23 protein-coding genes are annotated in these 24,732 nt (G+C 68.6%); 12 read left to right on the top strand and 11 right to left on the bottom strand.

Going from position 1 to position 24,732, the window contains the following annotated elements; all coding sequences use genetic code 11:
* The 9 genes from PI246_RS07870 to tldD all read left to right on the top strand — a co-directional run bounded on the left by PI246_RS07870 (position 1) and on the right by tldD (position 10,704).
* Complete coding sequence (locus PI246_RS07870; RefSeq protein WP_320550731.1) at positions 1-537, top strand: LPS-assembly lipoprotein LptE; 537 nt, start codon at positions 1-3, stop codon at positions 535-537.
* Between the two features lie 19 nt (positions 538-556).
* Positions 557-1,561, top strand: a complete 1,005-nt coding sequence (gene holA / locus PI246_RS07865) for a DNA polymerase III subunit delta (RefSeq protein ID WP_320550730.1) — start codon at positions 557-559, stop codon at positions 1,559-1,561.
* The gene (nadD, locus tag PI246_RS07860; protein WP_320550729.1) at positions 1,558-2,208 is read left to right on the top strand and encodes a nicotinate-nucleotide adenylyltransferase; all 651 of its coding nucleotides are present in this window, start codon (positions 1,558-1,560) and stop codon (positions 2,206-2,208) included. The genes holA and nadD overlap by 4 nt, the downstream gene beginning before the upstream one ends.
* A 77-nt stretch (positions 2,209-2,285) precedes the next feature.
* A complete protein-coding gene (gene rsfS, locus PI246_RS07855) occupies positions 2,286-2,675 on the top strand; it encodes a ribosome silencing factor (protein WP_407069791.1) in 390 nt (129 codons plus the stop codon).
* A 7-nt stretch (positions 2,676-2,682) separates the two neighbouring features.
* Positions 2,683-3,153, top strand: a complete 471-nt coding sequence (gene rlmH / locus PI246_RS07850; RefSeq protein WP_320550728.1) for a 23S rRNA (pseudouridine(1915)-N(3))-methyltransferase RlmH — start codon at positions 2,683-2,685, stop codon at positions 3,151-3,153.
* A gap of 11 nt (positions 3,154-3,164) precedes the next feature.
* Positions 3,165-3,722, top strand: coding sequence for a Maf family protein (locus PI246_RS07845; protein WP_320550727.1), 558 nt, complete (start codon positions 3,165-3,167; stop codon positions 3,720-3,722).
* Positions 3,723-3,775: 53 nt separating this feature from the next.
* Positions 3,776-5,263, top strand: a complete 1,488-nt coding sequence (rng, locus tag PI246_RS07840) for a ribonuclease G (protein ID WP_320550726.1) — start codon at positions 3,776-3,778, stop codon at positions 5,261-5,263.
* A gap of 36 nt (positions 5,264-5,299) precedes the next feature.
* The gene (locus PI246_RS07835; protein WP_320550725.1) at positions 5,300-9,169 is read left to right on the top strand and encodes a YhdP family protein; all 3,870 of its coding nucleotides are present in this window, start codon (positions 5,300-5,302) and stop codon (positions 9,167-9,169) included.
* Between the two features lie 95 nt (positions 9,170-9,264).
* Positions 9,265-10,704, top strand: a complete 1,440-nt coding sequence (gene tldD, locus PI246_RS07830; RefSeq protein ID WP_320550724.1) for a metalloprotease TldD — start codon at positions 9,265-9,267, stop codon at positions 10,702-10,704.
* Between the two features lie 120 nt (positions 10,705-10,824).
* Here the strand turns inward: tldD and yjgA are convergent, their stop codons facing one another.
* The gene (gene yjgA, locus PI246_RS07825; protein WP_320550723.1) at positions 10,825-11,355 is read right to left on the bottom strand and encodes a ribosome biogenesis factor YjgA; all 531 of its coding nucleotides are present in this window, start codon (positions 11,353-11,355) and stop codon (positions 10,825-10,827) included.
* On the bottom strand, positions 11,352-11,603 hold the full coding sequence (locus PI246_RS07820; protein ID WP_320550722.1) for a DUF1653 domain-containing protein: 252 nt from the start codon (positions 11,601-11,603) through the stop codon (positions 11,352-11,354). The genes yjgA and PI246_RS07820 overlap by 4 nt, the downstream gene beginning before the upstream one ends.
* Before the next feature lie 118 nt (positions 11,604-11,721).
* Between PI246_RS07820 and pmbA the strand changes: the two genes are divergently transcribed.
* Positions 11,722-13,071, top strand: coding sequence for a metalloprotease PmbA (gene pmbA / locus PI246_RS07815; RefSeq protein WP_320550721.1), 1,350 nt, complete (start codon positions 11,722-11,724; stop codon positions 13,069-13,071).
* Between the two features lie 72 nt (positions 13,072-13,143).
* Positions 13,144-13,533 (top strand): DUF4870 domain-containing protein, encoded by a 390-nt coding sequence (locus PI246_RS07810; protein ID WP_320550720.1) that lies wholly within the window; start codon positions 13,144-13,146, stop codon positions 13,531-13,533.
* Positions 13,534-13,582: 49 nt separating this feature from the next.
* Here PI246_RS07810 and ispA read toward each other — a convergent pair whose 3' ends face one another.
* The 5 genes from ispA to PI246_RS07785 all read right to left on the bottom strand — a co-directional run bounded on the left by ispA (position 13,583) and on the right by PI246_RS07785 (position 17,972).
* Positions 13,583-14,482, bottom strand: coding sequence for a (2E,6E)-farnesyl diphosphate synthase (gene ispA, locus PI246_RS07805; protein ID WP_320551212.1), 900 nt, complete (start codon positions 14,480-14,482; stop codon positions 13,583-13,585).
* Entirely contained in the window at positions 14,466-14,726 is a 261-nt protein-coding gene (locus PI246_RS07800) for an exodeoxyribonuclease VII small subunit (RefSeq protein ID WP_320550719.1), read from the bottom strand. The genes ispA and PI246_RS07800 overlap by 17 nt, the downstream gene beginning before the upstream one ends.
* Positions 14,727-14,852: 126 nt before the next feature.
* Positions 14,853-16,139, bottom strand: a complete 1,287-nt coding sequence (gene tilS, locus PI246_RS07795; protein ID WP_320550718.1) for a tRNA lysidine(34) synthetase TilS — start codon at positions 16,137-16,139, stop codon at positions 14,853-14,855.
* Positions 16,136-16,879, bottom strand: a complete 744-nt coding sequence (locus PI246_RS07790) for an NYN domain-containing protein (protein WP_320550717.1) — start codon at positions 16,877-16,879, stop codon at positions 16,136-16,138. The genes tilS and PI246_RS07790 overlap by 4 nt, the downstream gene beginning before the upstream one ends.
* 136 nt (positions 16,880-17,015) lie before the next feature.
* Complete coding sequence (locus tag PI246_RS07785) at positions 17,016-17,972, bottom strand: acetyl-CoA carboxylase carboxyltransferase subunit alpha (protein WP_320550716.1); 957 nt, start codon at positions 17,970-17,972, stop codon at positions 17,016-17,018.
* Positions 17,973-18,190: 218 nt separating this feature from the next.
* On the opposite strand from PI246_RS07785, the gene PI246_RS07780 reads away from it, so the two are divergent.
* Entirely contained in the window at positions 18,191-18,889 is a 699-nt protein-coding gene (locus PI246_RS07780) for a hypothetical protein (RefSeq protein WP_320550715.1), read from the top strand.
* A 15-nt stretch (positions 18,890-18,904) separates the two neighbouring features.
* Here the strand turns inward: PI246_RS07780 and dnaE are convergent, their stop codons facing one another.
* The 4 genes from dnaE to PI246_RS07760 form a co-directional block, all read right to left on the bottom strand.
* The gene (gene dnaE, locus PI246_RS07775; protein ID WP_320550714.1) at positions 18,905-22,447 is read right to left on the bottom strand and encodes a DNA polymerase III subunit alpha; all 3,543 of its coding nucleotides are present in this window, start codon (positions 22,445-22,447) and stop codon (positions 18,905-18,907) included.
* A gap of 160 nt (positions 22,448-22,607) precedes the next feature.
* Complete coding sequence (locus PI246_RS07770; RefSeq protein ID WP_320550713.1) at positions 22,608-23,177, bottom strand: NUDIX hydrolase; 570 nt, start codon at positions 23,175-23,177, stop codon at positions 22,608-22,610.
* Between the two features lie 82 nt (positions 23,178-23,259).
* A complete protein-coding gene (locus PI246_RS07765) occupies positions 23,260-24,159 on the bottom strand; it encodes a 5'-3' exonuclease (protein ID WP_320550712.1) in 900 nt (299 codons plus the stop codon).
* Positions 24,147-24,719 (bottom strand): nitroreductase family protein, encoded by a 573-nt coding sequence (locus PI246_RS07760; RefSeq protein WP_320550711.1) that lies wholly within the window; start codon positions 24,717-24,719, stop codon positions 24,147-24,149. The genes PI246_RS07765 and PI246_RS07760 overlap by 13 nt, the downstream gene beginning before the upstream one ends.
* Positions 24,720-24,732 lie beyond the last annotated feature (13 nt).

The raw sequence follows: 24,732 nt of genomic DNA, 5'->3' as shown, positions 1-24,732 counted from the left end.
ATGATCCCCAATCGTTTCCGCCCGCTGCGCGCCGTCCTGGTCGCCACCGCCGTCGCCCTGCTCGCCGGCTGCGGCTTCCATCTCCGGCAGTCGGCCTCGCTGCCGGCGGGGATGAAGAAGGTCCACCTGACGGTCTCGGGGGGCGGCATGCTCGAGCGCGACCTGACCCGGGCCCTGGAAAACTCCGGTGCCGAAATCGTCGACAAGCCGGGCGTGGACACGGCCGAGGTCGCCGTCACCAACAACGCGTTCCGTACCGACTCGCTGACGGTGAGCGGCACCGCCCGCGTCACCGAATACGCGGTGCGCTACCACGTCGATTTCAACGTGCGGGCCGGCGACGGCACGCCGATCGTGCCGTCGCAGTCGGTCGACATGTCGCGCGAGTTCAGCTACGACGCCACCAACACCATCGGCACGGCCAGTCAGACCGAGGAGCTGCAGCGCAGCCTGATCGGCGACATGGTGCAGTCGATCCTGTTCCGCCTCCAGGCGGCCGGTGCGCATTCGACCGTGGCCAAGCCCGCCGGCACGTAACGGGAGCGGCGTCGTGCCCATGAGCCCCGGTGCGTGGCAGAAGCACCTCGCCGGCGACCGAATGGCGCCGGTGTACCTGCTGGTGGGCGAAGAGCTGCTGGTGCTTGAGGCCGCGGACGCGGTGCGGGCGATGGCGCGCCGGCTGGGGTACGCCGAACGCGAAGTGCTCGAGGCGGACAGCCGGTTCGACTGGGACGACCTGGCCCGGGCCTCGGCCGGCCTCTCGCTATTCGCCACCCAGCGCCTGCTCGACCTGCGCCTGGCCGGTGGCCGGGCCGGCAAGGACGGTGGTGCCGCGATCACCGCCTTCGCCAGCCAGCCGCCGCCGGATACCACTCTGCTGATCACCGCGACGGAGTGGAGCAGCAAGCACGAAGCGGCCTGGACCAAGACCGTCGACCAGGCCGGCATCCAGATGGTGTTTCAGGCCCCACGTCCGCACGAATGGGCCTCGTGGGTGGGTTCGCGCCTTTCCTCGCGGGGCGTGCAGGCCGCGCCCGACGCGGTGGCCATGCTCGCCGAACGGGTGGAGGGCAACCTTCTCGCCGCCGCCCAGGAGATCGACAAGCTCGTGGTGCTCGCTGGCGATCGCCGGCTGGACGCCGCCACGCTCGAATCCCTCGTGGCCGACAGCGCCCGGTTCGATGCGTTCAAGCTCACCGACGCCGCGTTCGCCGGCGAGGGTGCCCGGGCCCTGCGCATCCTCGCCGGGCTGCACGCCGAAGGCGAGGAGCTCATTGCCCTCATGGGCTGGATGGTGAACCAGCTGCAGCTCGCGCTGCGCCTGGCGAACGCGCGCGACTTCGGCGCGCAGGCCAAGGCAGAGCGCCTGTGGCCGGCCCGCGAGCAGTTGTTCCGCAAAGCGCTGCGGCGTGCGCCACGCGAGCACTGGCTGGCGTGTCTGGCCCGTGCGGCGCGCATCGATCGCATGGCCAAGGGCCGGGAGCAGGGCGATGCCTGGCTCGAGGCCGAGCGGCTGGTGGCCGCCATCGCCGAGCCGCGTGCCGCGACCGCCCTCGCATGACCCGTCTTCGCCCGCTCGCCATCCTCGGCGGCACGTTCGACCCGGTCCACCACGGTCACCTGCGAGGTGCCTGGGAAGCGGCCGAAGCCCTCGATGCCGACGTACGCATGGTGCCGGCCCGCACGCCGCCGCATCGTCCCCCTCCGGTTGCCGACGCCGCGGAGCGGGTCGCGCTGTTGCGCGCCGCGCTCGCCGGGCAAGCCCGGCTCGCCATCGACACCCGCGAGCTTGACCGCGAAGGCCCCTCGTTTACCGTCGATACCCTGGCGTCGCTGCGTGCCGAGATCGGCCCCGACCGGCCGCTGGTCCTGCTGGTCGGTGCCGACGCGTTCGCTGGCCTTGCCTCCTGGCACCAGTGGCAGCGCCTGTTCGACCTCGCGCACGTCGGCGTGCTGACCCGGCCGGGCAGTGCCCACGCGATGGCCGACGAGCTGGCGGCATTCGTCCGGCATCGCCACGCGACCCGCGTCGACGGACCGGCGGGCACCGTGGTCGATATCGCCATCACCCCCCTGGACATCGCCGCCACCGCCATCCGCGAGTCGTTCGCGGCCGGGCATGAGCCCCGTTTCCTGATGCCCTCGGCATGCTTCGCCGACGAGGCGCTGCTGGCGCCCTACCGCGCCCTGGCCACTCCCGCGCCGTGAGTTATTGACGCGACGAGCGCCGGGGGCGGGTATAATCCGCCCCAACCGGCATTCCCGCCGCACGAGGTTTTCGCATCTTGAGTTCGTCCGCCCCCCGCAAGTCCAAGTCCGCCGCCAGCAACGAACACCTGCGCCAGCGCGTCGCGACCGCACTGGACGACCTCAAGGCAAAGGACGTCCGCGAAATCGACGTCCGTGGCAAGACCTCCATCGCCGATATCCTGTTCATCGCCTCGGGCACCTCCGCCCGCCACGTGAAGTCGATCGCCGACGAGGTGGTCAAGTTCGCGAAGGAAGCCGGCGTGATGCCGCTGGGCGTCGAGGGCCAGGCCGAGGCCGAATGGGTGCTGGTCGACCTGGGCGACATCATCGTCCACGTGATGCTGCCGCGCATCCGCGAGTTCTACGGCCTCGAGCGCCTTTGGACGGTCGGCGACGACGCCCCGCCCGAAGCCGCCAACGACTGACAGCGCCGTGAAGGCGCGTCTCATCGCCGTCGGTGAGCGCATGCCGGCCTGGGTGGCCGAGGGCTTTTCCGAGTACCGCAAGCGGCTTTCCCACGAGTTGCCGCTTGACCTGACCGAAATCCGGCCGGGCGTGCGCGGCAAGGGCCGCGACGATGCCCGCGCGATCCTCGACGAGGGCGCCGCCATCCTGGCGGCGCTGCCGCGTGATATCCACGTCGTCGCCCTCGACGGACGCGGCAAGACCTGGTCCAGCGAAGACCTCGCCCGCCAGCTTGAGCAATGGCGCATGGGCGGTCGCGATCTCGCCTTTCTCATCGGCGGCCCGGACGGGCACGCGCCCGAGGTGCTCGCTCGCGCCGACCAGCGCTGGTCGCTGGGGCCACTGACCTTGCCGCACATGCTGGTGCGGCTGGTGCTCGCCGAACAGCTCTACCGCGCCACCACGCTGGTGGCCGGGCATCCTTACCACCGCGCCTGAAGGATCCTCCCGTGCTCTACCTGGCCTCACAGTCACCGCGTCGTCGCGAACTCCTCGGTCAGATCGGCGTGGAACACCGCACGCTCGATGTCGAGGTGGCGGAAGTGCACCGGCCCGGCGAAGCGCCGGAGGCCTATGTATCGCGCGTGGCCCGCGACAAGGCCCGCGCCGGGTTCGCCGTCGTGGGCGCCGAGCCGATCGCGCGCGTACTCGGGGCCGATACCGAGGTGATCCTGGACGGCACCGTCTTTGGCAAGCCGCGCGACGCCGTCGATGCCGCCGCGATGCTTCGTCGGCTGTCAGGGGTCGAACACCGCGTGGTGTCGTCCGTGTGGCTGATCGACGCCGATCGCGAGCGCGAGGCGGTCGCCGTCTCCACAGTGCGCTTCGCGCGCCTGTCCGACGCCGTGATCGCCGCGTACGTCGAAAGCGGCGAATGCTTCGGCAAGGCCGGCGCGTACGCCATCCAGGGTCGCGCAGCGGCCTTCGTGGCCCATCTGTCCGGGTCATACTCGGGCGTGATGGGCCTGCCGCTCTACGAAACTTCCCAGCTCCTCGCGGGTCAGTGACAGGTCATCCTCGCGCGGGCTATAAAGCGGGGAATCGAAGGAGAGGGGCCGCGGTGAGCGAGGAGATCCTGATTAATGTCACGCCGCGTGAGACACGCGTGGCGATCGTCGAGAACGGCATGCTGCAAGAGGTCCACGTCGAGCGTGCCCAGAAACGCGGCTACGTCGGCAACGTGTACAAGGGCCGCGTCCAGCGCGTGATGCCCGGCATGCAGGCGGTGTTCGTCGAAATCGGTCTCGAACGGGCCGCGTTCCTGCACGCGTCCGACATCGTGAGGGCGCCGCTGCAGGCCACCGAGGGCGCCGAGGGCGGCAAATCCAGCGGCCACGGCCCGGTGCCGCCGATCAGCGAGCTTGTCCACGAAGGACAGGAAATCGTCGTCCAGGTGGTGAAGGATCCCATCGGCAGCAAGGGCGCACGGCTGTCCACGCACCTGTCGATTCCGTCGCGCTATCTCGTGCTGCTGCCGCATTCACGCACGTTGGGCGTGTCGGTGCGCATCGAGGACGATGCCGAGCGCCAGCGCCTGAAGGACGTCATCACGCCGCTCATCGGCGAAAATCCCCTGGGTTATATCGTCCGCACCAATGCCGAGGGCCAGTCGGAAGAATCCCTGGCCTTCGACGTCACCTACCTGGGCAAGGTGTGGCGCGTGGTGCAGGAGAACATCGCCAGGGCCAAGGTGGGCGAGCGCGTCTACGAGGAGCTGTCGCTGCCCCTGCGGTCGCTGCGCGACGCCTTGAACGAAGGCATCGAGAAGGTTCGCGTGGATTCACGCGAAACCTACGAGAAGACGGTCAAATTCGTGCAGAAGTTCATGCCGGTGCTGTCCGACCGCATCGAACATTATTCCGGCGAACGCCCGATCTTCGACCTCTACGGCGTGGAAGACGAGATCCAGCGTGCGCTGCGCAAGGAGGTGCCGCTGAAGTCGGGCGGTTACCTGATCGTCGACCAGACCGAAGCGATGACAACCATCGACGTGAACACGGGCGGCTACCTCGGCAGCCGCAACCTCGAGGAAACCGTCTACCGCACCAACCTGGAAGCGGCGCAGGCGGCCGCGCGACAGTTGCGGCTGCGCAACCTCGGCGGCATCGTGATCATCGACTTCATCGACATGATCGACGACGAACACAAGCGCCAGGTGCTGCGCATGCTCGAAAAGGGCCTGCAACGCGACCACGCCAAGACCACCGTCTATCCCATGTCGGCGCTGGGCCTGGTGGAGATGACGCGCAAGCGCACCACCGAAAGCCTCGAGCGCCAGCTGTGCGAACCGTGCCCGGCGTGCAGCGGCCGTGGCACGCTGAAGACCGCTGAGACGGTGATCTACGAGATCTTCCGCGAGATCACCCGTGCCGTGCGCCAGTTCAATGCGCAGAAGCTGCTGGTCATGGCGAGCCCGAAGGTGGTCGGCCGCATCCTGGAGGAGGAATCGGCCGCGGTCGCCGAACTGGAGGAATTCATCGCCAAGAGCATACGCTTCCAGGCCGAAGAGCATTATTCGCAGGAACAGTTCGATGTTGTTCTCCTCTGACCGCACATCCACCCGGCGCCGCCGGGACGGCGGCCGGTGAATCCGGCCTGGCGCCATCGCCTACGACGCCTGCGGTTTTTCCTCTTTGGATGGGTCGCGAGCGTGTTCATCGCGCTCGCGATCGTCATGGCCCTGGGCCAGCTGCTGCTGCCCCTGGCTGCGCGTTATCCCTCGCGTATCGCGGCGCTGCTGAGCGACAGGCTCGGCAGGCCGGTGACGTTCCGTTCGCTGGAGGGCTTCTGGCAGCCATCCGGTCCCCTGTTCACGATGCGCGACGTCAGCGTGGCGGGCGAGAACGGCGCCCCGCCGCTGCACCTGCCGACGGCTGCGCTCAAGCTCGATTTCGGCGGCCTCGTGCTGCCGTCGCGCCACCTGCTCAATCTTCGCCTGGCCGACCTGCACGTGGGCCTGCGCCGCGACGTCGACGGGCGCTGGAGCGTGGACGGTTTCAACGCCGGTGGCCGTTCGCAGACGATCTCGCTGGATCACCTTTCCGCCGACCTGTGGCTGAGCAACCTGCGCCTGGACGTCACCGATGATGCCTCGAAGCGCCACTATGGCGTCATCGCCGACCAGGTCCGCGTCAGCCTGCAGGGGCACACGGTGCGCGCGGGCGGCATCCTCCGCCGTGACAACGGCGGCGGGGTCCTGACCGCCGCCGCGCGTTTCGCCGAGGATGCGTCCTCGGGCACGCTCTACCTCAAGGGCAGTGACCTCGACTTCGCCGCGCTCACCGCGGACATCGATCTCGACGGCCGTTCGCTGGCGGCCGGCCGCGGCAGCTTCGAGACCTGGCTGCAGTGGCGCGACGCGCATGTGGTGCGAGCCACCTCGCGCGTCGATCTGGAGGGCCTGAAGGTTCGCGAGGCCGACCGCACGATCGCCACCTCGGGCCTGCATGGCCTTTTCGACATGCACCTGGATGCACGGCTCGGCCAGCGCCGGCTCGACTGGGCCGGCACCGACGGTAGCGACGTGGCCGTGCTGTTGAGCCGTGACAGCGACGCGCCACGGGCGACCGTCGTCGCGCGCCATCTTGAGCTGGCGCCCCTGGCGCCCTGGGCCGGGGTGCTGCCGCAACTGTCGCCGTCGCTCGCGCGGTGGCTCGGCGAGGGGCGACCCCGGGGTCGTCTTGACGACGTACGCGTGGAGTGGAACGGACAAACCGGCCTTCGTTTCGCGCATGCGTCATTCGCCGGCCTGGGCATCGACGCCAGCGGCACGTTGCCGGGCATCTCGTCGCTGCATGGCGAGATCTCGGGCGACCCCGAGGCCGTCGCCTTGCACCTGCCCACGCAGCCCACCACGATCGACGCCACGGGCGTGTTCGCCCACCCGTTGGCGATGTCCGGGCTGGGGGGCGACATCGCCGCCTACCAGGATGACGACGGGGCCTGGCACATCGGTGTCGATCCGCTCGACGTTCGCGGCCAGGGCTATGGCGGCCAGGTGCGCGGTGACCTCGTGTTGCCAGCGGGCGACGGCGGACCCTTCATGGACATGTACGTCGCGCTGGGAGAGGGCGAGGTGACGGCCGCGAAGCTTTTCTGGCCGGTGCACTCAATGTCCGAAGGGTCAAGGAACTGGCTCAACCGAGCCCTGGTGTCGGGCCATATCCGTAGCGGTTCGGCGCTGTTCCGAGGCAACCTGCGCGACTTCCCCTTCCGCAACCAGGAGGGGCGTTTCGAAGGCCACGTGGACATCGACGATACGGTGCTGGATTACGGCACGGGCTGGCCGCGTGCCGAAGGCATCGCGGCTAGCGCGAGTTTCGTCGACAACGGCATGTCCGTCGACGCGAGCGAAGGCCATGCGCTGGGCAACGCGATCAGTCACGCGACGGCGGACATCGCCGATTTCGGCGACGGGGTTCTCGACCTGCGCGTGAGCGGCGCCGGCACGGGGGCGAGCTACCTCGACTTCGTCAAGAACAGCCCGGTGGGCGCGAGCAGCCGCGACGCGCTCGACAAGATGCAACTGGGCGGTACGGGCGAGTTCGGCTTCAACCTGACGCTGCCGATGAAACATGCGCAGGATTTCACCCTCGACGGCAAGGCCACCATCCGCGACGCCGACCTCGTCGCCGACACCTGGAAGCTCCGCCTCGACAAGATCACCGGCGACATGGCATTCGACGGCAAGGGTTTCCGTGCGACAGGCCTCAAGACCGCGTTCCAGGGCCAGCCGGCGACCCTCGACGTGGCGATCGCCGGCGGCACGAGCGACCCTTCGAAGATCGTCGATGCGACGCTGACGGGCGGTTTTACCGTCGCCGAACTCGTTTCCGGTTACGACACGCTCAAGTGGCTGGGTGACATCGGGAGAGGGCGGGGCACGTTCCGCGTCGGCTTCGAACTCGACCGGGCCGACCAAGGCCCGGCGACGCAATGGCTCACGGTGAACTCCGACCTGCGCGGCGTGGAATTGCGCATGCCCACGCCCGTGAAGAAGCCGGCCGCGTCGCCGCAGCCGCTGTCGGTGCGCGTCGGCCTGCCCGTCGAGGGCGCCTCGCTGGACCTCGCCCTGGGTGACGTCGTGCGCGGTCGCCTGCGTCTTCCCGACGATTCGCGGCGCGTACCGATGGCGGCGGCCTTCAACCTCGGCAGCGCCGTGCCGTCGACGCTGCCGCCGGAAGGTTATCTCTTTGGCGGGCATGCCACGAACCTCGACGTGTCCGGCTGGGTCCAATACGTGGTCGGCATGGCGTCCGGCAACGGGGGGCCCGGTCTGTACGGGCTCGACCTCTCCGCCGACGACGGCGAGGTGTTCGGCCAGCATTTCGCCAACATGCACCTTGTCGCGAAACCGGGCCCAACCGAGCTCGCGCTACGTGTGGACAGCGACGGCATGGCAGGACAGCTGACGGTGCCCAACGACGACCTGCGCCGCCGCGGCATCACTGCGCGCATGGACCGGCTCTGGTGGCCGGCGGCGGACGATGCCGCCGACGCAGCCAGGAAGGGCAAGGTCGTGGCCGGTGCGGCCACGGCGACCGCGGCCACGGTCGCCCGGGCGGAGGATGCGGGCGCGAAGAAGCCCGCCGATTCGAACGAGGCCGGCGTAGCCCCGTCGAGCCTGCCGCCTCTCCACCTGCACGTCAGCGACATGCGGCTGGGCAAGGCGAAACTGGGCGAGGCCCGGCTGGAGACCTGGCCCACCGACGAAGGCCTGCACGTCGACCAGCTGCGCGCCCAGTCCAGACAGGTGCAGATCACGGCGACCGGCGACTGGATCGGCGACGACAAGCACAGCCGCACGCACCTGGCGATCGACTTCGCCGCCGAGGACGTCGCACGCATGCTCGATGCGCTGGGCTTCGTCGGTATTTTCCAGGGCGGGCGCACCTCCGCGCGGCTGGATGCCACCTGGCCGGGTGGCCCGTCGGCGCTCGCCCTGGCGAACATGAACGGCACGCTCCGCATCGACATCGCCAACGGCCGCATCCTCGAGGTCCAGCCCGGCGTGGGGCGGCTGTTCGGGCTGGTATCGGTCGCCGAATTGCCGCGCCGCCTTTCGCTGGATTTCGGCGACGTGCTGGGCAAGGGTTTCGGCTTCGATGCGATCACCGGCGATTTCCAGTTCGCCGACGGCACGGCCACCACGCACAACCTGAAAATCCGCGCGCCTGCGGCGGAAATCACGATCACCGGTCGCACGGGGTTGCGCACCCGCGATTACGACCAGCAGATGCTGGTCGTGCCGCACCTGGGCAACAGCCTGCCGGTGGTGGGGGCGTTGGCCGCCGGTCCCGTGGGTGCGGCGGCCGGCCTGGCTGTGCAGGGGCTCCTGGGCCATGGCCTCAATCAGGCGGCGCGCAAGCGATACCACATCGGCGGTTCGTGGGATAAGCCGGTGATCACGCCCGTCGACAAGGACACACCGGTGGGGGCGACGTCGACCCCGTAGGCTGGCCGCTGAGGTTCGCCCAGCGCCCTCAAGGGTTTAAGCTGGCGGCTTCGGGCCCCATGTCGTGGCCTGTCACCTTTTGCCCGGTACCCTCGATGGATTCCCTGATCGCCCTCGCCGAACGTCGCCTGCTTACCCCGGGCGGTCTCGCCGCTACCGACCTGGATCGCGTGTTTTCCCAACTGATGGGCCCCTCTATCGACGCAGCCGATCTGTATTTCCAGCATTCGCGCAGCGAGTCGTGGCTGCTGGAAGAGGGCATCGTGAAGGACGGCAACCACGCCATCGAACAGGGCGTGGGCGTGCGGGCGATCTCCGGCGAGAAGACCGGCTTCTCCTATTCCGACGAAATCGTGTTGCCGCAGCTGCTCGAAGCGTCGCGGGCCGCGCGAGCGATCGCCCAGGGCGGCGCTGGCGCGGGCAAGCCGCTCGCGGTGGCGACGGGGCGTGGGCTCTACCCCGCGATCGATCCGGTGGAGAGCCTTCCCAACGAAGACAAGATCGCCCTGCTGCGCGAGGTGGACGCCTACGCCCGCTCCCGCGACCCGCGCGTGAAGCAGGTGGTGGTCAGTCTTTCGGCCACGCTCGACACGATCCTGGTGGCCGCTTCGGACGGCACCCTCGCGGCGGACGTGCGGCCGCTGGTGCGCCTCAACGTGCAGGTGATCGCCGAGCAGAACGGTCGCCGCGAGCAGGGACATGCCGGCGGCGGTGGCCGCTATGGCTACCGTGAGCTGATCGACAACGGTCGCGCGCATGCCTTCGCGGAAGAAGCCGTGCGCCAGGCGCTGGTCAATCTCGAGGCGGTGGACGCGCCGGCCGGCACCATGACCGTGGTGCTGGGTCCGGGCTGGCCGGGCGTGCTGCTGCACGAGGCCATCGGCCACGGCCTGGAGGGCGACTTCAACCGCAAGGGCAGCTCGGCGTTCGCGGGCCGCATCGGCCAGCGCGTGGCCGCCGAAGGCGTCACCGTGGTGGACGACGGCACGCTGCCGGGCCGCCGCGGCTCGTTGAGCATCGACGACGAAGGCACGCCCACCGAGTGCACGACGCTCATCGAGAACGGCATTCTCAAGGGTTACATGCAGGACAAGCTCAACGCCCGCCTGATGGGCGTGAAGCCCACCGGCAACGGTCGCCGCGAGTCGTTCGCGCAGTTGCCCATGCCACGCATGACCAACACCTACATGCTCGCTGGCGATCGCGAGCCGGACGAAATCATCCGTTCGGTCAAGCGCGGCCTCTACGCCGTGAATTTCGGTGGCGGCCAGGTCGACATCACCAACGGCAAGTTTGTCTTTTCCGCGAGCGAGGCCTACCTCATCGAGGACGGCAAGATCACCGCCCCGGTGAAGGGCGCCACGCTGGTGGGCTCCGGCCCCGACGTGCTCACCCGCGTGTCGATGATCGGCAACGATCTCGCCCTCGATGAAGGCGTGGGCGTCTGCGGCAAGGATGGCCAGAGCGTACCCGTCGGCGTCGGCCAGCCCACCCTGCGCGTGGAAGGCATGACCGTGGGCGGCACCGCCGCCTGATCCACCGGCTGTAGGGCCGTACCCGGTCCGGGAAACCTCACCCATGAACCGTGCGAGTGAGGCCGTGCGTTGTCTGCGGGTTCGCGGACAGCGTCCGCTCCTACGCCGGGGCGAGGCGCGTCATTCCTTGGCTTCGAGTTCTTTCAGCAGGCGGTAGATCTCGCGGAACGCGTGCAGCGGCTTGTTGGCCTCGCGTTCGGCTCGTGCCTGGCGCACGAGCGAGCGCAGGTGCTGGCGGTCGAGATCGGGATGCCTGTCGAAGAGTTCGCCCAGCGCGGCATCGCCGCCGTCGAGAAGTTTTTCGCGCGCCGCTTCCAGGCGGTGCATGTGCGCGGCCTCCTGGCGCTGGCGGTCGCGGTCTTCGCCAAGGGCGGCGCGCGCGTCCACGAAGGCCTCGTCGCCGTGACGGCGCATCTGCTTGGCCAGGTACGCCATCTGCCGTTTGCGTGCGATGTGCGAGGTGACCTTACGTGTGCGGCCGATCTCGTCGACGATGTCGTCGGGGAGGTTAAGTTTGGGGATGCGGCTGGGCGGCAGCTCCACCAGCTGGTTGGCCAGCTTGAGGATATCCAGCGCGTTGCGGCGCTTTTCACTGCGGCTGGGGCCGACGTCGTCCTCGTCGTCGTGCGGGGTATCGTCGAAGGGGTTCACGAGATCTGCTCCAGGATCGGGCCCAGCACGTCGTCGGCCTCGCCGTCGAAGGCGAAGCGGGGCTGCGTGCGGCCGTCGTGTTCGATTGTCTCGGCGAACATGGCCGCCGGCCGCACCGTCAGGCCATAACCGCCATACAGCGGCTTGTAGAGGACCATCGCCTCCAGCGTTTCGCTGTGCTGTACGGTGCCGAGCACGCGATAGCGCATGCCCTTGTAGTGACGGTAGTAGCCGACACGGATGCTCATAGGGATTCCATGGCACCATGGCCGGTGCCTTGCTTTTGATCGGGCGACGCGCCCCCACCTGAGTGGGGCGGGCCGCGTGTGGCCCGACATTGTACCCACGAGCCCCCGGGAAGCCCACGTGAGCCACGTTTCCACCCTCGATACCAGCCAGAACGACCTCGACCGCCTCGCCCAACTGGCCGAGGACACCATTCGCCGCGCGAAAGCCGCCGGCGCGAGCCAGGCGGAGGTCTCGGCCAGCATCGACGTGGGCCTCAACGTCAACGTGCGCCTGGGCGAGGTGGAAACCGTCGAACACACCCGCGACCGCGGCTTCGCCCTCACGGTCTATTTCGGCCAGCGCAAAGGCTCGGCGAGCACCGCCGACCTCCAGCCGGAGTCCATCCAGGCCACGATCGAACAGGCTTGCGCGATCGCCCGTTTCACCGAGGAAGACCCTGCCGCGGGCCTCGCCGACGCCGAGCGCATGGCCACCGACTTCCCCGACCTCGATCTGTGGCATCCGTGGGATGTCGACGTCGATCGCGCGATCGACCTGGGCCGGGCGATCGAAGACGCCGGGCGCGCGGTGCAGGGCATCACCAACTCGGACGGTTCGAGCGTGAACGCGGGGCAGAGCCTGTCGGTGTATGCCAATTCGCATGGTTTCATCGGGCGCGAGCGGGGCACCCGTCACTCGCTATCGGTGGCCCTGATCGCCGGCGACGACGAAGGCATGCAGCGCGATTACTGGTACGACACCGTTCGCGACGCGAACGACTTCATGGATGCCGGCGAGCTCGGTCGCATGGCCGCCGAGCGCACGCTCTCGCGCCTGGGCGCGCGCCGGCTGGGCACCCGCCAGGCGCCCGTGCTGTTCACCCCCGACGTCTCCCGCTCGCTGCTCGGTCATCTGCTGGGCGCGGTGAGCGGCGGTTCGCTGTATCGCCGGTCGAGCTTCCTGGTCGACCACGTGGGCAAGCCCATCCTGCCGTCGTGGTTCCGCCTCGACGAGAAGCCGCGGGTGCCCCGCGGGTTGGGTTCGTCGGTCTTCGATGCCGAGGGTGTCGCCACGGTGGAGTCGCCGCTGGTGGTCGACGGCGTGCTCGCGCGCTATGTGCTGGGCAGCTACTCGGCCCGCAAGCTCGGCCTCACCAGTACCGGTAACGCCGGCGGCATCCACAACCTCTACGTTCGCACGGGCGACGACGATTTCGCCGGCATGCTGCGCAAGCTCGGCACCGGTTTGCTGGTGACCGAAGTGATGGGGCAGGGCGTGTCCATCGTCACCGGCGATTACTCCCGTGGCGCTTCGGGTTTCTGGGTGGAAAACGGGCAGATCGCCTACCCCGTCGAAGAAATCACCATCGCGGCCAACCTGCGCGACATGTACGCCAATCTCGTGGCCGTCGGCGCCGACGTGGATCGCCGCTCCCACGTGCTCACCGGCTCGTGGCTGATCGAGACGATGACCATCGCCGGGGAGTGACCTCTGGCCGGTTGACAGCGGCCGTGGGCGGATCGGACAGTGGGGCCGACCTTGCCCACGGAGCAGTGCATCATGAGTACGCCGTCCGATTCGTTTACGCCGCCCCCACCGTTCGAGCCCACACCGCCGCCGGTGTCGAACACCGACGACAAGAACCTCGCGATGCTCACGCATCTGTCGGGCATCATCTTCAGCATTCTCGTGCCGCTGATCGTCTGGCTGGTGCACAAGGATCGCGCCGACAAGACGTATCTCGTCAGCGAGGCGAAAGAGGCCCTGAACTTCCAGCTCACCGTGCTCATCGGCTACGTGATCTGCTGGATTCTCACGTTCCTCCTGATCGGTGCGCTGCTCACGCCGCTGCTCTGGATCGCTAACCTGGTGTTCTGCATCATCGCCGCCGTCAAGGTGAGCTCCGACGGCACCTACCGTTATCCGTTCGCGTTGCGCCTGGTGAGCTGAGGCGGCGTCGTTGCCTTCGGCGGTCGGACCGCCGAAGGGCGTCGGGCGATCAGTGCCCGCGCGCGGCCGAATACCGTGCCAGATCGGCCAGCCATTCACCGCGCTGGCCCAGCGGCGCGATCGCGTCGAGTGCGTCGGCCACCAGATCGTCGAGCCGGGCGCGTGAGGCGTCCAGGCCGATGATCGACGGAAACGTAGGCTTGTCAGCCGCGGCGTCCTTTCCCGCGGTCTTGCCGATGACCGACGACTCGCCTTCGATGTCGAGGATGTCATCGCGCACCTGGAACGCCAGGCCCACGGCGTGTCCGTAGCGGTCGAGGCGGGCCAGCAGGTCGCCGTCGTGATGGCCGGCGGCGAGGGCGCCGAGCCGTACGGCGGCACGGATCAACGCCCCGGTTTTGTAGGCGTGCATCCGCTCCAGTTCGCTGAGCGTCAGCCGCTTGCCCACGGCGGAGAGATCGAAGGCCTGGCCACCGGCCATGCCCTCCGCGCCGCAGGCGGCGCCCAGGGCGTGCAGCATGGCGAGGCGGCCTGGCGCGTCGATCTTCGGCTCATCGCGGGCCAGGAGTTCGAAGGCGAGCGCCTGCAGGGCGTCGCCCGCCAGGATCGCCATGGCTTCGCCGAAGACGATGTGGCAGGTGGGACGACCGCGACGCAGGTCGTCGTCGTCCATCGCCGGAAGGTCGTCGTGCACGAGCGAGTAGGCGTGGATGATTTCCACCGCGCAGGCGGGCGAGTCCAGGCGTTCGTCGTCCACGCCGAGGGCATGGCCGGCGGCGTAGACCAGCAAGGGGCGAATGCGCTTGCCCCCACCGAGCACGGCGTAGCGCATGGCGCGATGCAGTTCGACGGGCGGTGCGTCGTCGCCGGGAAGGGCGCGCGCGAGGGCATCGTCGGCGCGGCCGGCCAGCGCCTTCAGCGGCGCCGGCAGGTCAGTCGGTGCGGGAATCAAAGGGAGTGGCGTTTTCGGGGGATTCGGGGTCGAGCAGCAGGCGCACGCGCAGTTCGGCCTGCTCCAGCGCCGTCTGGCAGTGTCGGTAGAGGCCGATGCCGCGTTCGAACGATTTCAGCGATTCGTCGAGGCTGAGCTCGCCACCCTCCATGCGCGTGACCAGTTGTTCGAGTTCGTCGAGCGAATGCTCGAACTCTGCGATGGACGACGCGGGAACGGGGGTGTCGGAGGACTTCGGCATGCGCGCAAAGCTAGCTCACATGGCGCTTCCGATCAATCTCCCGTGACCTATGCAGTGCCCCAGGCGATTGAATGCAAACGCGAATGTCGATTAAGGGCCGGGCGTGACGGGTCGATCCGGCCGGCGTCAGCGCCGCCAGGCCGGGCGGGCGCCCGCTGCGTCGAACAAGGCCTCGGCCTCGGCAGTGAACCAGCGGTCGCCGACGGCGATCAGCCGGCCGTCGGGATCGTGGATCAGAGGGATGCGTGGTCGCTCCCATGGCGGGACGCCATCCCGCTGGAACAGGTCACGCAGTTCACGCGTGTGGCGGTCGCCGGCGGGCCGCAGCGTCTCGCCGCCGCGTCGGTAACGCACCGTCACCGGTTGCGGCAGGCGCGCCGCATCGAGGGTGAGCGTACCGCCGCCCGGCAGCGCGACGGGCTCGCCCCGCCAGGGGATCTCCCAGGCGGCGTCAAACGGTTCGGCGCGTGGCATGGCCCACAGGCGCCCGCGCCACAGCCGCACCTCGGTGCCGAGCCAGCCCATCTGCGGCAGGCGGTCGAGGGCCGCTTCGCGTATCTGGCGTTCCAGCGCTTCGCGCTGGGCGCTGGTGGGCGCGTCCCGCCCGGCATCGTGTAACCACCGGTCGAGCAAGGGGATGCGCAGGGCGGGAGGCAGCCCGAGCCAGCCGGCGGCGTCGAGGCTGCCGTCTGCACGGGTCAGCGCGGTGAGCCGGGGCGCCCAGGCGCCTTCCAGCGTGTCGGCGGCGTCACGGCACAGGCGCGCGCTGTGCACGATGCTGCGGGCGGCCTGCGGCCAGAGCCCGGCGAGCGCGGGCATCACGCGGGCGCGTAGCACGGCGCGCGCCACGCGCGGGTCGTCGTTGGACGGATCGTGCACCGTGTCCAGCGCATGTCGTGCCACGTGCGCGAGCAAGGCCTCGCGAGGCAGGTCGAGTACGGGGCGCCACTGCTCGCCCGCACCGAGCGACCGGCGTTCGCGCATGCCGCCGAGGCCCTCCGGCCCCGCACCGCGCAACAGCTTGAGCAGCACGGTTTCCATCTGGTCGTCGCGGTGATGGGCAAGCACGAGGCGCTCGCCCGGTCGCACGTGCCCGACGAACGCGGCGCGGCGCGCCCGTCGGGCCGCCGATTCGGTGCCGTCGCCGCGGCTCAGGTCGACGCTCACCCGCACGACCGCCAGGGGCACGTCGAGGTCCTCGCAGAACCGCCGACAATGGGCGGCCCACGACGCGCTCTCGGCCTGGAGTCCATGGTCCACGTGGAGGGCACGCAGCGGGGGGCGGCGGGGCAGGGTCGCGAGCGCGTGCAGCAGCGCGGTGGAATCCGGTCCGCCGCTGTAGGCCACGACCACCGGCGTGAGCGGGTCGTTTTCGAAGGTGGCGATCAGGTGCGCGGACAGCGTCTGGCTCATTTGCCCTTGCCGCGCAGGCGCACGTAGAGATGCTTGGCGTTGCCGAACTGGCGTTCCTCCACGTCGAAGAGGCCGATGCCGTGGATAAGCCCGCTCAGCTTGGGATACCCGTAGTTGCGTGAATCGAAGTCGGGCGCGCGTTTGCTCAGGATGCTGCCGACGCCGCCCAGCGCGGCCCATCCGTGTTCGTCGGAGGCGGCGGCGATCGCGTTGCGCAGCAGGTTGATGAGCCGCGTGTCGCCGCGCAGTTCGGTCGCCGGACGGGGCGCGGGCGCGGCCTGGGTTTCGTCCTCTTCCGTGCCGACCAGCACTTCGGTGTAGATGAACTTGTCGCAGGCGGACACGAATGCCTTGGGTGTCTTCGTTTCGCCGAACCCGTAGACGATCAGGCCGGCCTCGCGGATGCGCGAGGCGAGGCGGGTGAAGTCGCTGTCGCTGGAGACGATGCAGAACCCGTTGAAGCGCTCGGTGTAGAGCAGGTCCATGGCATCGATGATCATGGCCGAGTCGGTCGCGTTCTTGCCCGTGGTGTAGGCGAACTGCTGCATCGGCTGGATGGAGTGGTCGAGCAGGGCGCTCTTCCAGCCGTTGAGGTTGGGGCTGGTCCAGTCGCCATAGATGCGTTTGACGTGGGCCGTACCGTATTTCGCGACTTCCGCGAGCAGCCCGTCGACGATGGCCGGCCGGGCATTGTCCGCGTCGATGAGCACGGCGAGCTTGGCGGTGACATCGTTGGCCATGGCGACCTTCCTGGGGCGGGGGTGCCCCGATGGTAATCGCCGCCCGGTCCGGCTCCTACCCCCGTGGGCACCGGTCCGCTAGCGGCGACGGGCATCCCGGTCGCATCGACGGCCGGGACGGGTACGGTGGCCGCGCTTACTCGGTAAACGCCCCGTAGCCGCGCAGGCGCCGGTAGCGATTCTCGAGCAGGGTGTCGATGGACTGCGCCTGGAGTTGGTCGAGCTGGTTGAGCAGTACCGCCTTCAGGCGCACTGCCATCGAATTCGGGTTGCGATGGGCGCCGCCCAGCGGCTCGCGAACGATCTTGTCGATAAGACCGTTCTCCTGCAGCCGCGTGGCAGTGAGGCCCATGACGTCGGCGGCGTCCTTGGCCTTGTCGGCGCTCTTCCACAGGATGGACGCGCAGCCCTCCGGGGTAATGACCGAGTAGGTGGAATACTGCAGCATGAGCGTGCGGTCGCCGACGCCGATAGCCAACGCGCCGCCGGACCCGCCTTCGCCGGTCACCGTGCAGATGACTGGCACGCGCAGCTCGGCCATCTCGAGCAGGTTGCGCGCGATGGCCTCGGACTGGCCGCGTTCTTCGGCGTTGATGCCCGGCCAGGCCCCGGCCGTGTCGATGAAGGTGAACACGGGGATGCCGAAGCGCTCGGCCGTCTTGAACAGGCGCAGCGCCTTGCGATACCCCTCGGGGCGGGGCATGCCGAAGTTGCGCTTGACCTTTGACTTGGTGTCGCGGCCCTTCTGGTGGCCGACGATCATGATCGAGCGACCGTTGATGCGCGCCAGGCCGCCCACGATGGCCGGATCGTCGGCGAACATGCGATCGCCCTTGAGCTCATGGAACTCTTCGCACATGCCCTGGATGTAGTCGAGGGTGTACGGGCGGCCCGGGTGGCGCGACAGCTGGCTGATCTGCCACGGCGTGAGATTGCGGAAGATTTCCGCCGTCTTCAGCTTGAGCTTCTCGCGCAGCCGGCCCACTTCTTCGTCGATGTTGAACGCCTGCCCGCTGCTGGCATGGCGCAGCTCTTCGATCTTCGCTTCCAGTTCGGCGATGGGTTGTTCGAAATCGAGGAAGTTGGGATTCATGACGACGCGGTATCCGGACAAGACCGTTCATTATAGCGGGGCGGCCCGTTCGTGGGTGTGCGCCGCCGTATGGATCGAGGCGGCCATGTAAGCCTTTGAATTGGATGGATGTAGGTGATCATCCCGAGGTGTGAGGGCCGCGCCCTTGCCACGATTCCGATCTGCTTCAATGCGTGTCGGCGGCCGCGGCGCCGTTCCCCCTCACGCAAGGAAGCCTCATGAACGCAACAACGATCACCGCACGTTCCGCCCTCTGCCTGGGCCTCGCCTTCGCTTCCACCGCATCGGCCGACACCGTACCGGGTCACGCCGCGCTGGACGCGTTGCCCGATTGCGCCGACGTCTCCTTTCACGAACGCTGCCGGGTCACGCTGCCCAACGGTGACTTCGCGGGGGCGCCGGGCGACAACTTCTACCACGGCACCTTCAGCTGGGGACAACTGGTGCCGACCACGCACGCGATGCGTGCCCATCTGAAACCGTGGACCTACCTCACCGACGGCGACGACTCGCACCTGGACAAGCCCGCGCTGTCCGCCCATCTCGTGTTGCGTGCGCCGCGCGATCGCGTGTTCCAATGGCTGACGCTGACGCCCGGCCGTGACGTGGATGCCGTGTTCACCGTCCACGCGCACGTGGCCTCGACCGGCGGCACCGCCCATGTGGCCATCCATGCGGCCGTGCCGGAGCACGGCGACGAAGGCCTGGTTTCCACCCAGACCGTGCGCACCGCGGCTCGCGGGATGCCCCGTACCGAACTGGTCACGTCCCTCACCGTACCGGCCGGATCGATGGCCGGTCGCATCGGCTTCGCCATCGCGACGCTCGAGGGCAGCGCGGGTGCGGTGGTCGATGACGTGTTCGTGGTGCGTACCCCGGTGGGCGACACGCTGCCCGAACTGGTGCCCTCCCGCTGACGCGGGACGCGACGTTCAGTCCGCCGGCCGGACCAGACGCAGCTCGGTGCCCAGCACACCCGGCAGGCCGCGCAGCGTGCGCACCAGGTCGGGCAGGGCGCGCACGCGCCAGGCGTCGCCCAGTTCCATGCTGGCCTGGGCCACGCCGTTGCGATAGCCGGACAGCATCAACGGCGTGCGGCCACCGCGATAACCCATCAGCGCTTGCTTCAGGTGCTGCGGGAAGTCGGGTCCCACGCCATTGAGTCGCAGCGTGAGCAGCCGGGTGAAGTGTTCCATGGCGTCGGAGAGCGAATACGCCTTGCGCGCCCGCAACTGGTAGCCGCCGGCGAAATCGTCGATGCGCAGCCCGCCCTCCACCACGATCATGTTGCCGCGCGTGAGCAGGGGCGCGGCGTCGGTGAACACCTCGCGGAAGAAGCTGGTTTCCAGCAGGCCTGTGGCATCCTCGATCTGCACGAAGGCGTCGCTGTCGCCGCGCTTGCGCATGCCCACCACCATGCCGGCGACGGTCCACGGTGTCTCAGGACCCCGGCGGAAACGGCTGCCGTCCTCGTCGTCGTTGCGGCGCGGTTTTGGCGGCTGGTAGCGCTGGGGAATTTCACCGATGGGGCAGCTCGACAGCTGGGCGAGTTCGGTCTGCCACGGATCGGTCGGGTGGCCGGAGAGGTAGTGGCCGAGGGTGTCGTGCTCGCCCTGCAGCAACTGCTCGAGCGGCCATTCGGGCACCGACCCGGAGAGCTCGATGATGCTCGGCGCCTCGGCCGCGCCGAACGCGCTGCCGAAGATGTCGACCTGCCCGGATGCGCGGTTTTTCGCCTCCTGGTCGGCGGCACGCATCGCCTCGGGAATGTGCATCAGCAGCGTCGCGCGGTTGACCCCGAGCGCGTCGAGCGCGCCGGACTGCACCAGGGCTTCCATCACCCGCTTGTTGAGCTTGTTGGAACCGATGCGCTGGCAGAAATCGACCAGGCCGCGGAACGGCCCCTTCGCCTTGCGTTCGGCCGCGATTTCTTCGCAGATGCCCTGGCCCACGCCCTTGATCGCGCCGAGCCCGTAGCGTACGACGCGCGGCTCCACCGCTTCGAACATCCATGCCGATGCGTTGACGTCCGGTGGCAACACCTTGATGCCGATGGCGCGCGTCTCGTCGAGGAAGGTGACGACCTTCTCGGTGTTGTCCATGTCCGACGAGATCGTCGCGGCCATGAACTCGGCGGGGTAGTGCGCCTTCAGCCACGCGGTCTGGTAGGACACCAGGGCATAGGCTGCCGCGTGCGACTTGTTGAAGCCGTAGCCGGCGAACTTCTCCATGAGGTCGAAGATCGCGTCGGCCTTCTCGCCGTCGATGCCATCCTTGGCGGCACCCTCGCGGAAGGTCGCGCGGTGCTTGATCATTTCCTCGGGCTTCTTCTTGCCCATGGCGCGGCGAAGCAGGTCGGCGCCGCCGAGCGTGTAACCGCCGACGATCTGCGCCATCTGCATCACCTGCTCCTGGTAGACCATGATGCCGTAGGTCTCTTTCAGGATGGGCTCGACGCGCGGATCGGGGTATTCGACGGTTTCCTTGCCGTGCTTGCGCGCGCAGAAGCTGGGGATGAGGTCCATCGGGCCGGGGCGATACAGCGCCACCAGCGCGATGATGTCTTCGAAGCGGTCGGCCTGAGCATCCTTGAGCATGCCCTGCATGCCGCGCGATTCGAGCTGGAAGACGGCGACGGTCTGCGCCTTCTTGAGCAACTCGTAGACCTTGGGGTCGTCGAGCGGGATCGTGTCGATGTTGAGCGCTTCGACGCTTTCGACGGCGCGGCGCCGGTTGATCGCCTTCACCGCCCAGTCGATGATCGTGAGCGTGCGCAGGCCGAGGAAGTCGAACTTCACCAGGCCCACCGCTTCGACGTCGTCCTTGTCGTATTGCGTCACCACGCCTTCGCCGCTGGGTTCGCAGTACAGCGGGGCGAAGTCGGTCAGTGGCGTGGGCGCGATCACCACGCCGCCGGCGTGCTTGCCGGCGTTGCGGGTGAGGCCTTCGAGGCTGAGCGCGAGGTCGATCAGCGTGCGCGATTCTTCTTCGTTTTCGTACAGCTCGCAGAATTCGCGTACGACGCGGTCGGGTTCTTTCTTCGCCTTTTCCGAACGCCCCAGCGCGCAGGACAGCGTGAGGTCGAGCGGGCGCGCGGGGATCAGCTTGGCGATGCGGTCGACCTGGCCGTAGCCCATGCCGAGCACGCGGCCGGAGTCGCGCAGCACCGCCTTGGCCGCCATCGATCCGTAGGTGATGATCTGGCTGACGTGATCGCGGCCGTATTTGCGCGAGACGTAGTCGATCACCTCGTCGCGGCGGTCCATGCAGAAGTCGATGTCGAAGTCGGGCATCGACACGCGCTCGGGGTTGAGGAATCGCTCGAACAGCAGGTCGAACTTGAGCGGGTCCAGGTCGGTGATCTTCAGCACCCACGCCACGAGCGAACCCGCGCCCGAGCCTCGGCCGGGACCGACGGGGATGCCGTTCTGCTTACCCCAGTTGATGAAGTCCGCCACGATGAGGAAGTAGCCGGGAAAACCCATGCGGATGATGACGTCGACTTCGCGGTCGAGCCGGGCCTGGTATTCCTCCCGGGTCTTGCCGGGCGCCAGCGGGTTGCTGGCGAGGCGTTCTTCCAGGCCGTTCTGCGCCTGCTCGCGGATGAACGTGTCGAGGGTGTGTCCCTCGGGCACCGGGAAGTTCGGCAGGTAATAGGTGCCGAAATCCATCTCGAGGTTGCAGCGCCGTGCCAGTTCGACCGTGTTTTCCAGCGCTTCGGGGATGTCGGCGAACAGTTCGGCCATGTCGTCGGCCGACTTGAAGTATTGCTCTTCGCTGTATTCGCGCGGCCGCTTGGGGTCGGCGAGGACGCGTCCCTGGTTGATGCAGGTGCGGGCCTCGTGCGATTCGAAGCCGTCGCGATCGAGGAAGCGCACGTCGTTGCTGGCGATCACGGGCAGCATGTGCTCGCCGGACAGGGCCAGCGCGGCGCGTATCCAGGCTTCTTCGTTGTCGCGACGGGTGCGCGTCAGTTCGAGGTAGAGGCGATCGGGAAACAACCGGCGCAGCGAGCCCAGCCGTGCTCCGCCGGCGGCGATGCCCGAACCCAGGGCCACGCGGGCCACGTCGCTCTCGCGCCCGGCGATGGCGATCAGCCCGTGCACGGTGTCGGGAGTCATCCAGCTCGCGTCGACGAGCGGGCGCCCGTTGCCTTGTCCTTCGCGCCACGCGCGGGACACCAGGCGCGACAGGTTGAGGTACCCGTTGCGATTCTGGCAGATCAGGGTGAGCCGCCAGGGCCGGGGATCGTCGGGGCTGGACACCCAGATGTCGCAACCGCCGATCGGCTTGATGCCCGCCGCCGTGCACTGCTTGTAGAACTTCACCAGGCCGAACAGGTTGCTGTCGTCGGTGAGCGCGACGGCGGGCATGCCCGCGCGCGAACACGCCGCGATCAATTGCTTGATGCGGATGGTGGAGTCGACCAGCGAGTATTCGCTGTGCAGGTGGAGATGGGCGAAACGGACGGACATGCGGCGGTGCCTGATCAGGCCATGGGAAAGGCTAACCGGGAGGGGGTGCCGCGGCAAGAATTGACAGGGCGCAAAACCCGCTCGAACGGCGCGGCGACGCCGTTTGCGCGCTCCGGGCTTTTCGGCCCGGGGCGGTGCCGGTGTACCGCCCCGGGGCGTCTCAGCGCGCGTGCGCTTCGGGGTGGTCGATGAACCACAGGCCGGCGAACAGCTTCGGGTCGATCGAGAATCCCTCGGCGGCGCGGTCGAACAACCAGCGCCCCGCTTCGGCGCGCGGCACTTCGTGCACGATGATGTTTTCGGTGTCGTCGCCGCCACCGGCGCCGACCTTGCGCAGACCGGTCGCACGGGCAAAGGCGATCATCTCCGTGCTCATGCCCGCCGACGACGGGCCCTCGTGGACGAAACGCAGGTCGTCGCAGGCGTAGCCGGTTTCTTCCTCGAGCTCCCGCCGGGCCGCGACCAGCACGTCTTCGTCCGCCGCGTCGGCCAGGTCGCCGACCAGGCCGGCCGGCATCTCGATGGTGTTCTTCAGGATCGACACCCGGTACTGCTCGACGAAGATCACTTTGTCGTCGGGCGTCACCGCGAGGATGATCACCGCACCGCCGGTGTGGTTGCGCGCCACGTATTCCCAACGCCCGCGCTGCTTCAGCGTCAGCCACTTGCCCTGGTGCAGGGTCTGCTCGTCCATGTGGGCATCGTCGGGGATGATGGATGCGTGGGGCATGGTGGGCTCCTGGTCGAAACGGGGAAGTATCCGGCGAAGGGTAGCGTGCCGATGTGACGGCGAGCCACGGGTGCCGTGACGGTCAGATCAGCGCGCGCAGTCGGGCCCGCGTCAGCGGGCCGAAGCGGATGCGTTCGCAGAGGTCGTCCACGGCGGATGCGTCGCCCTGGCGCCGGCTGAGCGCGTCGGCGGTTTCGGCCACCGCCACGTCGAGCGCGATGCGGGTGAGGCGACGGCACAGCAGCGCCTGCCCCGCGTGTTCGCGCAGGCGGGCAGCGCATGATGCCGCGCCGCGAATGCGCAGGAAGGCCACCTCGTCGACCCGCTCGAGAATCGCGTCGAGGCTGCCGAAATGCGCCAGCAGCGCGGCCGCGGTCTTGGCGCCGATGCCGGGCACGCCAGGGATGTTGTCTACCGCGTCGCCGCACAGGGCAAGGTAGTCGGCCACCTGGTAAGGGTGCACGCCCATGCGTTCGAACACGCCGGTCGGCCCCCAGCGGAGGTTTTTCGCGAAATCCCACTGCTCGTCGTGTTCGCCGATCAGTTGGCCGAAGTCCTTGTCGGCCGAGACGATCACGCCGCGGAACCCATGGCTGCGCAGGCCCCAAAGGGCGCTGCCGATCAGGTCGTCGGCCTCGTAACGGTGGTCGTTGAGCACCGTGAGGCCGAGCGCCGCCGCGATCTCGCGGCACAGCGCGAACTGCCGCTCGAGCTGCGGCGGCGGCAGGTCGCGGTTGGCCTTGTAGGCCGGGTAGATCGCGTTCCGGAACGACGTGGTGAGCGAGGCGTCGAACGCCACGGCGATGTGCTCGGCACGGCTGCGCTCGAGCAGTTCGCAGAGGAAACGGGTGAAACCGTGCACCGCGTTGACCGGGTGGCCATCGTGCCCGTGGAACTCGTCCGGCATGGAGTGCCATGCGCGGAACACATAGAGGCTGCCGTCGACGAGATGGACGGTGTCGGCGGCGCTCACGGCACCCATTCGCTCACGATGCGGTCGTACGACGGCCGCTCGCGCTCGGGCGCGTCCATCGCGGCCGTACCCACGTGGATGAAGCCGATGATGTGTTCGCTCTTCTTCATGCCAAGCAGACGGGCGACGTCCCGATCGTAGGCGGCCCAGCCGGTGAGCCACTGCGCACCGAAGCCCAGGGCCTGGGCGCCGAGCAGCAGGTTATAGGCCACGCAGCCGGCGGTGAGGTCCTGCTCCAGCGCGGGTACCTTGCTGTCGCCGTCGATCTTCGCCGACACGACCAGCACCACGGGCGCGTGTTCGTAGCGGTTGCGCTCCTTCTCGCGGCGCGCTTCGGAGAGGTCGGGATCGGCCTCCAGGGCGATGCGGGCCAGCGTGCGGCCGAACGCCCGACGCGCGTCGCCCCGCAGGATGCGGATGCGGAACGGTTCGAGCTTGCCGTGGTCCGGCACGCGCATGGCGGCCTCGATGAGGCGGTGCAGGGTGCCGTCGTCGGGGCCGGGTTCGCCGAGCTGGCGCGAGGGCACCGAGCGGCGTGCTTCGAGGAAAGCGAGGTCGGATAGGCTCATCCGTCCATCTTAC

The sequence above is a fragment of the Luteibacter sahnii genome (assembly GCF_034063545.1).
Classification (GTDB): Bacteria; Pseudomonadota; Gammaproteobacteria; order Xanthomonadales; family Rhodanobacteraceae; genus Luteibacter; species Luteibacter sahnii.
This window is presented reverse-complemented; position numbering and strand designations above follow the sequence as displayed.